This window comes from Streptomyces sp. NBC_00377, from assembly GCF_036075115.1.
In the GTDB taxonomy this organism is placed as follows: domain Bacteria; phylum Actinomycetota; class Actinomycetes; order Streptomycetales; family Streptomycetaceae; genus Streptomyces.
This window is the reverse complement of sequence record NZ_CP107958.1, coordinates 6,768,669-6,781,565: the sequence shown is the minus strand read 5'-3', so window position 1 is coordinate 6,781,565 and position 12,897 is coordinate 6,768,669. Positions and strand designations below refer to the sequence as shown.

Annotated in this window: 10 protein-coding genes; all 10 read right to left on the bottom strand. The window is 71.1% G+C overall.

What is annotated here, in order from left to right:
• Nucleotides 1–177 precede the first annotated feature (177 nt).
• The 10 genes from OHS71_RS30060 to rsmH all read right to left on the bottom strand — a co-directional run bounded on the left by OHS71_RS30060 (nt 178) and on the right by rsmH (nt 12,757).
• Nucleotides 178–972, bottom strand: coding sequence for a cell division protein FtsQ/DivIB (locus OHS71_RS30060; RefSeq protein ID WP_328482458.1), 795 nt, complete (start codon nt 970–972; stop codon nt 178–180).
• A 27-nt stretch (nt 973–999) separates the two neighbouring features.
• Nucleotides 1,000–2,097: an undecaprenyldiphospho-muramoylpentapeptide beta-N-acetylglucosaminyltransferase gene (gene murG, locus OHS71_RS30055; RefSeq protein ID WP_328482457.1), complete on the bottom strand. Its 1,098-nt coding sequence runs from the start codon at nt 2,095–2,097 to the stop codon at nt 1,000–1,002.
• A gap of 6 nt (nt 2,098–2,103) precedes the next feature.
• On the bottom strand, nt 2,104–3,468 hold the full coding sequence (gene ftsW / locus OHS71_RS30050) for a putative lipid II flippase FtsW (protein ID WP_328482456.1): 1,365 nt from the start codon (nt 3,466–3,468) through the stop codon (nt 2,104–2,106).
• A gap of 108 nt (nt 3,469–3,576) precedes the next feature.
• Complete coding sequence (gene murD / locus OHS71_RS30045; protein ID WP_328482455.1) at nt 3,577–5,004, bottom strand: UDP-N-acetylmuramoyl-L-alanine--D-glutamate ligase; 1,428 nt, start codon at nt 5,002–5,004, stop codon at nt 3,577–3,579.
• Nucleotides 4,986–6,059 (bottom strand): phospho-N-acetylmuramoyl-pentapeptide-transferase, encoded by a 1,074-nt coding sequence (mraY, locus tag OHS71_RS30040; protein WP_328482454.1) that lies wholly within the window; start codon nt 6,057–6,059, stop codon nt 4,986–4,988. The genes murD and mraY overlap by 19 nt, the downstream gene beginning before the upstream one ends.
• Nucleotides 6,056–7,486: a UDP-N-acetylmuramoyl-tripeptide--D-alanyl-D-alanine ligase gene (locus OHS71_RS30035; RefSeq protein WP_328482453.1), complete on the bottom strand. Its 1,431-nt coding sequence runs from the start codon at nt 7,484–7,486 to the stop codon at nt 6,056–6,058. The genes mraY and OHS71_RS30035 overlap by 4 nt, the downstream gene beginning before the upstream one ends.
• Nucleotides 7,487–7,490: 4 nt before the next feature.
• Entirely contained in the window at nt 7,491–9,167 is a 1,677-nt protein-coding gene (locus OHS71_RS30030; protein WP_443047094.1) for a UDP-N-acetylmuramoyl-L-alanyl-D-glutamate--2,6-diaminopimelate ligase, read from the bottom strand.
• A 71-nt stretch (nt 9,168–9,238) separates the two neighbouring features.
• The gene (locus OHS71_RS30025) at nt 9,239–11,206 is read right to left on the bottom strand and encodes a peptidoglycan D,D-transpeptidase FtsI family protein (protein WP_328482451.1); all 1,968 of its coding nucleotides are present in this window, start codon (nt 11,204–11,206) and stop codon (nt 9,239–9,241) included.
• A gap of 5 nt (nt 11,207–11,211) precedes the next feature.
• Nucleotides 11,212–11,754: a septum formation initiator family protein gene (locus OHS71_RS30020; RefSeq protein ID WP_328482450.1), complete on the bottom strand. Its 543-nt coding sequence runs from the start codon at nt 11,752–11,754 to the stop codon at nt 11,212–11,214.
• A gap of 46 nt (nt 11,755–11,800) precedes the next feature.
• Entirely contained in the window at nt 11,801–12,757 is a 957-nt protein-coding gene (gene rsmH, locus OHS71_RS30015; RefSeq protein WP_328482449.1) for a 16S rRNA (cytosine(1402)-N(4))-methyltransferase RsmH, read from the bottom strand.
• Nucleotides 12,758–12,897: the final 140 nt, after the last annotated feature.

Genomic DNA, 12,897 nt, shown 5'->3' with positions numbered 1-12,897 from the left:
CTAACCCTGAAGTTTAGGGTTACCAGTGTGTCCGTTCCTTGGAGTCTTCTGAACAGGACACTAAGTCGACAAGTGGCGCCCGTTCAACGAACACGCCGAACCTCCCGTTTTTCTTTTCACCCTATGTGATCAGCCATGTCGCTGCCCAACCAGGGTGCTGGCCTGCGCGGATGCGCGTCAACTCCCCGCTGACGCCGGGGCGGTGGGAGCACTGACATCGAAGTGTCGGGCAGCCGGGGCGGCTTTCATGAGAGCGGTGAGTGTACGGCCCTTCGCGGCGCCGTTCTCGGCACTTCCCCAAGCCACCGTGCGTCCGCCGGTCAGCTCCAGCGAGATGTCGTCGTAGGAACGGACCTTGACGACCCGGGTGGCCCGGGTGACGGCGGCCGGGAGGGAGCCCGCGGCCTCCACGGCCTCGCGCACCAGCCGTGCCTCGCCGAAGCGGCGCAGGCTCGCCGCGGCCGAACGCGACGAGGACACGGCCATATCGAGCAGCGGTACCCCCTTCGGAGCCTCGGAAACCGTAGCGAAACGGACGCCTTCGTCGTCCACTTCCACGAAGGCCGACCCTTTCCGCACCAGCAGGACCGGCGTCCGTTCCGTCACCTTCAGGCCGATCCCATGGGGCCAGGAACGGACCACGTCGACCGAGTCGATCCGGGGCAGTTCGGCGCGCAACCGGGCCTCGATCGCGTCCGTGTCGACGGAGACCAGGGGCGATCCGACCGGCACGGCGGCCGCCTCGCGCACCTGCCGCACGGTCAGCACGTCCGTGCCGGTCACGGAGACCCGCTGCACCCGCAGCCACTGCGAGCCGTACAGCACCCAGCCCGCGCCCGCGCCGAGGAGCACGACGGCCAGCGCGAGAATGATGATCATACGAAGCCGGCGCGGCCCCAACCGCCGGAGAAGGGGCGGGCCGGACGACTCCTGCTGGCGTGCACCGCGCTCGGCGGTGGCGGATCCGGCCACGCTCCCCTGTCCTTTCGTCCCTCGTGCCTAACGGCGCGCACGGGAGGCGGCGATCGCCTCGTACACCAAGCCGACGAGCAGGTCGTCGGCGTCGCGGCGGCCGAACTCGCTGGCCGCGCGGGACATCTCGTACAGCCGGTGCGGGTCGGCGAGGACGGGCAGAACGGTCTCCCTGACCCAGTCGGGGGTCAGTTCCGCGTCGTCCACCAGCAGTCCGCCGCCCGCCTTGACCACCGGCTGGGCGTTGAGCCGCTGTTCGCCGTTGCCGATGGGCAGCGGGACATAGGCGGCCGGGAGTCCCACGGCCGAGAGTTCGGCGACGGTCATCGCGCCCGCGCGGCAGAGCATCATGTCGGCGGCGGCGTACGCGAGGTCCATCCGCTCCACGTACGGTACCGGGATGTAGGGGGGCATTCCCGGCATCTGCTGCACGTGCGGCAGTTCGTTCTTCGGGCCGACCGCGTGCAGGATCTGAATACCGGCCTGCTGCAACCAGGGCGCGACCTGCTGGACGACCTCGTTGAGGCGCCGGGCGCCCTGCGAACCGCCGGAGACCAGCAGGGTCGGCAGGTTGGGGTCGAGGCCGAACATGTGCCGTGCCTCGGGGCGGGCGGCGGCGCGGTCCAGGGTGGCGATGGAGCGGCGCAGCGGGATGCCGATGTAGCGGGCGTCCCGGAGCTTGCTGTCGGGCGTGGAAACGGCGACCCGGGCCGCGTACCGCGAGCCGATCTTGTTGGCCAGACCGGGGCGGGCGTTCGCCTCGTGGACGACGATCGGGACGCCGAGGCGCTTGGCCGCCAGGTAGCCGGGCAGGGCCACGTAACCGCCGAAGCCGACGACGGCGTCCGCCTTCGTGCGCTCGAGGATCTGCTCGGCGGCCTTGATCGTGCCGCGCAGCCGGCCCGGGACGGTGATCAGCTCAGGAGTGGGCTTGCGCGGCAGCGGTACGGCGGGGATCAGCGCGAGGTCGTAGCCCCGCTGCGGAACGAGCGTGGTCTCCAGGCCGCGCTCCGTGCCCAGGGCCGTGATCCCCACAGTGGGGTCCTGCCTGCGCAGGGCGTCCGCGAGGGCAAGCGCGGGCTCGATGTGGCCGGCGGTCCCCCCACCAGCGAGTACGACATGCACCGAAATTCACCGCTCTCCGGACGAGCGCGCCGCCGAGGCACGCCGTCGCATCGTGTTCCATCTCCGGGGACCCCGGTCGAACGCAGGGCCCCCGGTCCCCCGCTTTCTACCAAAGCGGGGGTGTCGCATCGCAAGCGCCGCTCGCGCAGCGGGCTCGTCGCGTGCGAAGGCGATCAGCAGCCCGATGGCGAACATGGTCGGCAGCAGGGCGGAACCCCCGTAGGAGAACAGCGGGAGAGGGACGCCGGCGATCGGCAGCAGGCCGAGCACCGCACCGATGTTGATCACCGCCTGAGCGGTGATCCAGGTGGTCACGCCTCCCGCGGCATACCTGACGAAGGGGTCCTCCGTGCGTCCGGCCACGCGGATACCCGCATAGCCTAGAGCCGCGAACAGGGCGAGTACCGACAGCGTCCCCGCCAGACCCAGTTCCTCGCCGGTGACGGCGAAGATGAAGTCGGTGTGCGCTTCGGGAAGTTGACCCCATTTCTCCACACTCGCGCCGAGCCCCGAGCCGAAGATCCCGCCGGACGCCAGAGCGTAGATCCCGTGCACGGCCTGCCAGCAGGCGTCGCCCGGTCCCGGATCGGTCGCTCCGATGCACTGGAGCCGGGCCATGCGGTTGGGGCTGGTCTTGATGAGGATCACACCGAGGGTGGCGGTGATCGACAGCACTCCGACGAAGAGCCGGGTGGGCGCCCCCGCCAGCCACAGCAACCCGAACAGGATCGCCGTGAGGATGATCGCCGTGCCCATGTCGCCGCCGAGCATGATCAGCCCGAGCAGCATGAACGCGACCGGCACCAGCGGCACCAGCATGTGCTTCCACTGCGCGAGCAGGTTCTTCTCCTGTTTGCGGGCGAGCAGATCGGCGCTCCACAGCACCAGCGCGAGCTTGCCGAACTCGCTGGGCTGGATCTGGAAGGAGCCGCCCAGCGAGATCCAGTTCTGGTTGCCGTTGACCGACATCCCTATGCCCGGCACCTGCACCAGCGCCATCGTGAAGACGGCGCCCGCGAGGATCGGATAGGCGAGCCCCCGGTGCAGTTTGACCGGCATCCGGGAGGCGACCAGCAGCAGCGCGGCCCCGATGGAGGCGGCCAGGAACTGTTTGCGGAAGAAGAACGATCCCGGCAACGACATCTGGAGCGCGGTGATCTGGGAGGCGGAGTAGACCATCACGAGGCCCAGCACGGTGATCAGCAGGCTGCCGCCGAAGATCAGGTAGTAGGCGGTCAGCGGCCGGTCCCAGGCCTTGTGCACCCGCGTGTAGAGCCGTCGTACGGGGTTGTCGCGGCGCTGGCGTGAGGCGTCGGCGGGTCTGCGGACGGTCCGCTGGACGGGCGGACGCCCGGTACGGCTACCAGGCATCTGCTGCTCCACAGGGCGCGGTGCCGGCGTTGTGCTCGGCTGCCGCGCCGTACGTCGGCCGTGACGGTCCCACGCGTCCCTCCCAAGGTCGCCCGGCAGGCGGCCGGGTCAGGCTCCGAGTTCGCTAACCGCCTGAGCGAACACGTCACCGCGCTGGTTGTAGTTGACGAACATGTCCATGGAGGCGCAGGCAGGGGCGAGGAGCACCGTGTCGCCTTCGACGGCGAGGCGCCGGGCCTCCTGGACAGCCGCGAGCATCGCCCCAGTGTCCGTCCGGTCGAGGTCGACGACGGGTACTTCCGGGGCGTGTCGCGCCAGGGCTTCACGGATCAGGGCGCGATCGGCGCCGATGAGCACGACGCCACGAAGCCGCTCCGCCGACTTGGCGACCAGCTCGTCGAAGGTGGCGCCCTTGGCCAGTCCGCCGGCGATCCAGACGATCGACTCGTAGGCCGCCAACGAGGCTTGTGCGGCGTGCGTGTTGGTCGCCTTGGAGTCGTCGACGTACGCCACGCCGTCCACGTCCGCCACGTGGGCGATGCGATGGGCGTCCGGGGTGAAGGCCCGCAGGCCGTCGCGTACGGCCTTGGCGGGGACGCCGAAGGCGCGCGCGAGACCCGCCGCCGCAAGGGCGTTGGCGATGTTGTGCGGGGCCGGCGGGTCGACGTCGGAGACCTCGGCCAGCTCCTGCGCGTTCGTCTGCCGGTTCTCGACGAAGGCGCGGTCCACCAGGATGCCGTCCACGACGCCGAGTTGGGACGGCGCCGGAGCTCCGAGGGTGAAGCCGACGGCCCGGCAGCCCTCCTCGACATCGGCCTCGCGCACCAGGTCCTCGGTGGCCTTGTCGGCCACGTTGTAGACGCAGGCGATCCGATTGCCCTCGTAGACGCGCCCCTTGTCCTTCGCGTACGCCTCCATGGAGCCGTGCCAGTCGAGGTGGTCGGGGGCGAGGTTCAGGACGGCGGCCGAGTGGGCGCGCAGGGAGGGCGCCCAGTGCAGCTGGTAGCTGGAGAGTTCCACGGCGAGGACGTCGTAGTGCTCCTCGCCGAGGACGGCGTCCAGCAGGGAGACGCCGATGTTGCCGACGGCCGCCGTACGCAGGCCGGCCGCCTTCAGGATCGACGCCAGCATCTGTGTGGTGGTCGTCTTGCCGTTGGTGCCGGTCACGCACAGCCAGGGCGCGGCTCGTCTGCCGTCCAGTTCCCTGAGCCGCCAGGCGAGTTCGACGTCGCCCCAGATCGGCACCCCGGCCTCGTGGGCCGCTGTGAACAGCGGCTTGTCGGGCTTCCAGCCGGGTGCGGTGACGATGAGTTCGGTGCCCTCGGGCAGGGTCGCCCCGTCACCGAGGCGCACGGTGACGCCCAGCGCCTCCAGCTCGGCGGCCTGCTCACGCGCGCGTGCGTCGTCGCCGTCGTTGACGACGGTGACCTTCGCGCCGAGCCCGTGCAGGACCCTGGCCGCCGGGATCCCGGAGACGCCGAGCCCGGCGACGGTGACGTTCTTCCCCTGCCAGTCGGTCACTTGTCCGCTGCCCATCCCGCGTAGAAGAGGCCAAGTCCGACGATCACGCAGATGCCCTGGATGATCCAGAAGCGGACCACCACAAGGACTTCGGACCAGCCCTTGAGTTCGAAGTGGTGCTGGAGCGGCGCCATGCGGAAGACGCGCTTGCCGGTGAGCTTGAAGGAGCCGACCTGGATGACCACGGACATCGTGATCAGCACGAACAGGCCGCCCAGGAGGGCGATCAGCAGCTCGGTGCGGGAGCAGATCGCGAGACCCGCGAGCACACCGCCGAGCGCCAGCGAGCCGGTGTCGCCCATGAAGATCTTGGCCGGCGAGGTGTTCCACCACAGGAAGCCCAGGCAGGCGCCCATCAGCGCGGAGGCGATGACCGCGAGGTCCAGTGGATCGCGCACCTCGTAACAGGCGCTGGGGTTGGTCAGGGTCTCGCCGTTGGCGCAGGACTCCTGGAACTGCCAGACGCCGATGAACGTGTAGGCGCCGAAGACGAGGACGGAGGCGCCGGTGGCGAGGCCGTCCAGACCGTCCGTCAGGTTCACGCCGTTGGACATCGCGAGGATCATGAACAGCGCCCAGACGACGAACAGCACGGGGCCGATCGTCCAGCCGAAGTCCGTGATGAACGACAGCTTCGTCGAGGCCGGGGTGTTGCCGCGCGAGTCGGAGAACTGGAGTGAGAGCACCGCGAAAGAGATACCGACGATCAGCTGGCCGGCCATCTTCGCCTTGGCCCGCAGACCCAGCGAACGCCGCTTGACGATCTTGATGTAGTCGTCGAGGAAGCCGACCAGGCCCATGCCGCACATCAGGCCCAGCACCAGCAGACCGGTGTAGGTCGGCGGCTTGCCGGTGATCACCTTGGACAGGAAGTACGCGGCGATCGTCGCGAAGATGAAGGCGATGCCGCCCATGGTCGGCGTACCGCGCTTGCTGGCGTGCTCGCGCGGGCCGTCGTCGCGGATGTACTGGCCGTAGCCCTTGCGCGCCAGCAGCTTGATCAGCAGCGGCGTGCCGACCAGCGTCAGGAAGAGGCCGATCACACCCGCGAACAGGATCTGATTCATCATCGGGCGACGCCCTCACCCTCGGCGCCGGTCGCGAGCAGCGCCTGCGCGACGCTCTCCAGGCCGACCGAACGGGACGCCTTCACGAGCACGACGTCCCCCGGGCGCAACTCGCTGCGCAACAGGTCGACCGCCGCCTGTGCGTCGGACACGTGCACCGACTCCTCACCCCACGAACCCTCGTTATATGCGCCCAGTTGCAGCCAGGCGGCTTCCCTGCCCCCGACCGCGACGAGCTTGCCGACATTGAGCCGGACGGCGAGCCGTCCGACCGCGTCGTGCTCGGCGAGCGCCTCGTCCCCGAGCTCGGCCATCTTGCCGAGCACCGCCCAGGTCCGGCCCCCCCTTGCCTGTGAGGCTTTGCCCATTGCAGCGAGCGCGCGCAGAGCGGCTCGCATGGACTCGGGGTTCGCGTTGTAGGCGTCGTTGACGATCGTCACGCCGTCCGGGCGCTCGGTGACCTCCATCCGCCAGCGGGAGAGGGAGCCCGCCTCGGAGAGCGCGGTGGCGATCTCTTCCGCGGACATGCCCAGCTCATGGGCGACGGCGGCCGCTGCGAGCGCGTTCGACACGTGATGCTCACCGTACAGGCGCATGGTCACATCGCTGCACCCGGAGGGTGTGTGAAGGCTGAAGGCGGGCTGTCCGCTGTCCGTGAGTCGCACGTTCTCGGCCCGAACGTCCGCTTCGCCGGACTCTCCGAAAAAGACCACCTTCGCCTTCGTACGGGAGGCCATGGCCCGTACCAACGGGTCGTCGGCGTTGAGGATCGCGACGCCGCCCCCAGCGGCCGGCGGCAGGCTCTCGACGAGCTCGCCCTTTGCCTGTGCGATCTGTTCGCGGCCGCCGAACTCGCCGATGTGGGCGGTGCCGACGTTGAGGACGAGGCCGATCCTCGGGGGCGTCAGATCGGCGAGGTAACGGATGTGGCCGATGCCGCGGGCGCCCATCTCGAGGACGAGGAACCTCGTCTCCTCGGTCGCGGACAGGGCGGTCAGCGGCAGCCCGATCTCGTTGTTGAGCGAGCCCGGTGTGAAGACGGTGGGCGCCTTGCGCATGAGGACCTGCGCGATGAGGTCCTTGGTACTGGTCTTGCCGGCCGAGCCGGTGAGCGCGACGAGGGTCGTGCCGAGCTTGTGCACGACGTGCCGGGCGAGGGCGCCCAGCGCCGTCTGGACGTCGTCCACGACGATCGCGGGAACGCCGACGGGGCGCGAGGCCAGTACGGCCGCCGCCCCCGCCTCGACGACCGCGGCCGCGTAGTCGTGGCCGTCCACGCGTTCGCCGACGAAGGCGACGAAGAGGCTGCCGGGCACCACGTCACGGGAGTCCCGGACGACCGGTCCGGTGACTTCCGCGGACGGATCCGGTATGTCGTACGTCTGCCCGCCGACGACTGCTGCGATCTCGGCGAGGGAGAGGGCGATCACAAGTTCATCCCTGGGTCTGCTGGATAGCTTCGCGAAGCACCTGGCGGTCGTCGAACGGACGGACCACCCCGGCGATGTCCTGGCCCTGCTCGTGGCCCTTGCCCGCGACCAGCACGGTGTCCCCGGCATGCGCGCGGGCGACGACCGCGGCGATCGCCGCGGCCCGGTCCTCGAACAGCAGGACCTCACCCCGCTCGTGCGCGGGCACGGACGCCGCGCCCTCGAGCATGGCCGCGAGGATGGCGAGGGGGTCCTCGGAGCGAGGGTTGTCGGAGGTCAGTACGGCGATGTCGGCGAGCCGGGCGGCCGCGGCGCCCATCGGGGCCCGCTTGGTGCGGTCCCGGTCCCCGCCGCAGCCGAGGACGACGTGCAGCCGGCCCTTGGTGACCTTGCGCAGCGCCCTGAGGACCGACTCGACGGCGTCCGTCTTGTGCGCGTAGTCGACGACCGCGAGGTAGGACTGTCCGGCGTCCACGCGTTCCAGCCGGCCCGGCACCCCCGGCACCGCGGCGACGCCGTCGGCGGCGGTCCGCGGGTCGAGGCCCGCGGCGGCCAGGGAGACGATCGCGGCGAGGGTGTTCGCCACGTTGAAGGAGCCGGGCAGCGGCGACCTGGCGGCGACCCGGACCCCGTCCGGACCCAGCACGGTGAACGTGGAGTCCATCGGGCCGACCTCGACGTCGACCGCGCGCCAGTCCGCGTCCGGGTGGCCCTCGGCGGAGAAGGTGACGACCGGGACCTCCGCCTCCTGGATCAGCCGGCGGCCGTACTCGTCGTCGAAGTTGACCACGCCGAGTTTGCTGCGTTTCCGGGTGAACAGCTGCGCCTTGGCCTGGAAGTAGTCCTCCATGCCGGAGTGGAACTCCATGTGCTCCGGGCTGAGGTTGTTGAAGACGGCGATGTCGAAGACGCAGCCGTCGACCCGGCCCAGGACCAGCGCGTGGCTGGAGACCTCCATGGCGACCGCCTCGACACCGCGCTCGCGCATGACGGCGAACAGCGCCTGGAGGTCGGTGGCCTCGGGGGTGGTGCGCTCGGACTTGATGCGCTCGTCGCCGATGCGCGTCTCGACGGTGCCGATCAGCCCGGTGGACCTCACCGGCTTGAGGCCCCCCTCGACGAGGTAGGCGGTGGTGGTCTTGCCGGAGGTCCCCGTGATCCCGATCTGGAGCAGGCCGCGGCCGGGGCGCCCGTAGATCGTGGCGGCCAGTTCGCCCATCCGCCCGCGCGGATCGTCGGCCACGAGGACCGGCAGACCGGTCCCGGCGGCGCGTTCCGCGCCGGCGGGGTCGGTCAGGACGGCGACGGCGCCCAGTCCCGCGGCCTGCGTGACGAAGTCGGCGCCGTGCAGGCGGGCGCCCGGAAGCGCGGCGTACAGGTCGCCGGGGCGGACCGCGCGTGAGTCATGGGTGATGCCCGTGACCTCGACGGCGGCGCTCTCCGGCGGCTCGGCACCCAGCTGGCCGGCGAGCTCCGCGAGGGGTGTGGCGGAGACCCGGACCGGTCGCGGCGGCCCCGGATATGTCACGGAAGCGCCCTTCTGGGTGATTTGGGACTGATCAGCGTGTGGCACGGCGGTGAGCGTACCGGGCGCACCCGCCTGCGGGCGAAGCGAGGGCGGGGACGCGGGGGACGTCGCGGGCGGTGCGGGGTTCCCGGGGTCGGGAGTGATCATGGTCACGGGCTGGTTCCTGGCTTGTTCGGCGCTGAACAGTGACGGGTCGGGGTCGGGTGCGGGCGGGTGCGGGACGGTCAGGGGGTGAAGGTGACCGGGAGGTTCGCGGCCTTGGCGCCGGTCGGCGGGACCTGGAGGGTCTTCAGGGCGAACTCCATGACCTGCTTGAAGACGGGACCGCAGATCTGGCCCCCGAAGTAGCTGCCCTGGGTGGCGTTCTGGATGGCGCAGTACACGGTGACCCGCGGGTTGTCGGCGGGCGCGAACCCGGCGAACGACGAGGTGTAGCCCTTGTAGGTGCCGGTGGCCGGATCCACACGGTTGGCGGTACCGGTCTTGCCCGCGACGCGGTAGCCCGGGATACGCGCCTTGGCGCCCGTGCCCTCCTGGTCGTCCACGACCGACTCCAGCATCTGGGCGAGGGCCTTCGCCGTCTTCTGGCTGACGACCCGGGTCTTCGCGGGAGCCTCGGCCGGCGTGAAGCGTCCGTCGGGACCCTTGGTGCCGCGCACCAGGGTCGGTTCGACGCGCACCCCGCCGTTGGCGATCGTCGAGTACACGGAGGCCGCCTGGAGCGCGTTGAGCGACATGCCCTGGCCGAAGGGGATCGTGTACTGCTGCGAGGTCGACCACTTGCCGGGCGGGGCCAGGATGCCCCGCGTCTCACCGGGGAAGTCCAGTCCGGTGAGGCTGCCGATGCCGAACTTGCGCAGGTAGGAGTAGAGCACCTGGTTGGCCTGCGCCTGCGTCCTGCCGAGCTGGCCGGTGGCCAGGATGGTGCCGATGTTGCTGGACTTGGCGAGCACGCCGTTGAGCGTGAGGTACCAGGTGGGGTGGTCGATGTCGTCCTGGAAGAGCCGGTCGCCGCGGTGCAGCCGGTTGGGCACGGTGACATGGGTGAGCGGGGTGGCGGCGTTCTCCTCCAGCACGGCGGCCATCGACATGACCTTGGCGGTGGAGCCGGGCTCGTAGGCATCCTGGACGGACGGGTTGCCCAGGTCCGCGGAGTCGGCCCGCGAGAGGTCGCCCGGGTCGAAGCCGGGCGAGTTGGCCATGGCCAGGATCTCGCCGGTGCGGTTGTCCTGGACGATGACGTAACCGCGGTCCGCGCGGGACGCCTTCACCTGCTCGGTGATGGCGTTCTGCGCGGCCCACTGGATGTCCCGGTCGATCGTCAGCTCGACGTCGGCGCCGGGCACCGCGGGGGTCTCCGTGGAGCCCGCGGTGGGCACCTGGCGGCCACCGGACTGCGCGTAGCGGATCTTGCCGTCCTTGCCCGTCAGAGTCGAGTTCAGCTGCTGCTCGACACCTCCGCCGCCCTTGCCGTCGGCGTTGACCCAGCCCAGTATCCCGGCGGCGAGTTCGCCGTTGGGGTACACGCGCTTGCTGCTGGGGACGGAGAAGACGCCCGCGAGGGCGTTGACCGTGGAGGGGTCCGTCTCCGCCTTGGCGGACAGGGCGGACCTCAGGTCCCTGATCTGCTTCCAGACCTGCGGGGTCTGCCGGCCGGCGAGTTTGACGTAGCGCAGGTTCGCGTCCTCGGGGCGCAGCTTCCTGACGAGCGCGGACTGGTCCTGGCCGAGGATCGGCGCGAGAAGGGCGGCCGCCTGCTCGGGACCGTCGTCGACCTTCAGCTGCCGGCGCGTGAACATCGTGGGGTCGGCGGTGATGTCGTAGGCGTCGACGCTGGTCGCGAAGGCCACTCCGGTGCGGTCGGTGATCTCGCCGCGCTCGGCGGCCAGCACCTGGCCGACGTACCGGTTCTGCTCGGCCTTGGCGGCGTAGGTACTCGCGTCGACGGCCTGCACCTGGAGGAGGCGGACGACGAAGGCGATCAGCACCAGGGCGAGCGCGAGGCCGACCATCCGCAGCCGGGGGCGGGGGCTGCCCAGCCTGATGGCGCGGGCGGCCCCGGGGCGTGCGGCGGGTGCGGTCGGGCGGCGGGCGGGACGGGCGCCGGGTCCCGGGCGCCGCTGGGCGGACGCGGGGCGGGAGGGCCGGGCGGGGCCGGGTACGCGCCGGCGCGGCGGTTCCCTGTCGGACACTTCCGTCACCTGCCGGGGGTCTCGGGGATGGCTTCGGTCGGGGCGGCGCTCGGAGCGGGGGGCTCGCTCGGTCCTGTGGGGGTGCCCGGCGTGGGCCCCGCGGCCGAGGGCGGCGCCCCGAGCGTCCGGGGGAGCGAGACGGCCTCGGGCGGCCGGACGGCGACGGGGACGTCCTGCGACTGCTCGGCGGCGGCCGAGGGGACGCCCTTCACGGTGCCGTCGGGGTTCAGGAAGGCCGGGTCCCCACCAGGGACCATGCCGAGTTCGCGCGCGCGGCGCTGGAGGGCGTCGGGGGCGGAGTATGAGTCGATGTCCCGCTGGAGCGCCTGCTGCTCGTCGGTGAGGCTCTTGGTGTCCTTCCGGAGGTCGTCCATCCTGAACGAGCCCTCGCTGAGCGCGGAGTTCAGCACGAGCAGTCCGATGAGCCCGCCGCCCAGGAGGAGGACGACCAGGAGGACGAACGGGGTGCGGGCCGCCTGCCGGGGGCCGGCCGGGAAAAGCCGCGCGAGCCGGGCGGCCCTCCCCTTCAGTTCGGGTTTCCTGCTCACTCGCCCTCCCCCGGGCCGGAAGCTCCGGACCCTCGGCTCACGCCCGTCATTCGATGGACTCCCTGATCCGCTCGGCCCCGCGCAGGCGCGCCGGAGCGGCACGCCGGTTCTCGGCGACCTCTTCCTCCGTGGGAAGTTCGGCACCACGGGTGAGCAGCTTGAGCCGGGGCTGATAGCGCTCGGGGACGACCGGCAGCCCGGGCGGCGCCGTGTTGGCGGCGCCGGCCGCGAACACCTGCTTGACCAGCCGGTCTTCGAGCGAGTGGTACGAAAGGACGGCGATCCGCCCGCCCACGTCGATCGCCTGCACCGCGGCCGGGATCGCCCGTTCCAGGACGGAGAGTTCGCCGTTGACCTCGATGCGCAGCGCCTGGAAGGTGCGCTTCGCCGGGTTGCCCCCGGTGCGCTTGGCGGCCTGGGGAAGCGCACCCCGGATCAGCTCCACGAGCCGCGCGCTGTTGGTGAACGGATCCTTGGCGCGCTCGCGCACGACCGCGGAGACGATCCGCTTGGCCTGCTTCTCCTCGCCGTACGCCCGCAGGATCCGCACGAGTTCGCCGGGCGGATAGGTGTTGAGGACCTCGGCGGCACTGACGCCGGTCGTCTGGTCCATCCGCATGTCGAGCGGGGCGTCCTGGGCGTAGGCGAAGCCGCGGTCGGCCTCGTCGAGTTGCATGGAGGAGACGCCGAGGTCGAACAGGACGCCCTGCACGCGCGCGATGCCGAGCCGGTCCAGTACCTCGGGCAGTTCGTCGTAGACCGCATGCACGAGGGTGGCGCGCTCGCCGAACGGGGCGAGGCGCTCACCGGACAGGCGCAGCGCCTCCTTGTCGCGGTCGAGAGCGACGAGCCGGGCCTCGGGGAACCGGGTCAGCAGGGCCTCGCTGTGGCCGCCGAGGCCGAGCGTGCAGTCGACCACCACCGATCCCGGCTGCTGGAGGGCGGGGGCCAACAGGTCCAGGCACCGCTGGAGCATCACCGGGACGTGTCGACTGTGACTCAAGGGGCCCTCTCAGATCCGGCGGATGTACGCACCGCCGGGTCCCCCGCCCCCTCAGGAAGGGAAGGCCTGCCGGCGCCGCGGGGAGATCTCGGCGGCCGGGCCGGGGTCTCACGGGGTTCAGTCCAGCAGGGAGATCGTCG

Excerpts from the sequence above, each read along its gene's own strand:
- ftsW (WP_328482456.1), bottom strand. The coding sequence starts at position 3,468 with ATGCCTGGTAGCCGTACCGGGCGTCCGCCCGTCCAGCGGACCGTCCGC.
- murD (WP_328482455.1), bottom strand. The coding sequence starts at position 5,004 with ATGGGCAGCGGACAAGTGACCGACTGGCAGGGGAAGAACGTCACCGTC.
- mraY (WP_328482454.1), bottom strand. The coding sequence starts at position 6,059 with ATGATGAATCAGATCCTGTTCGCGGGTGTGATCGGCCTCTTCCTGACG.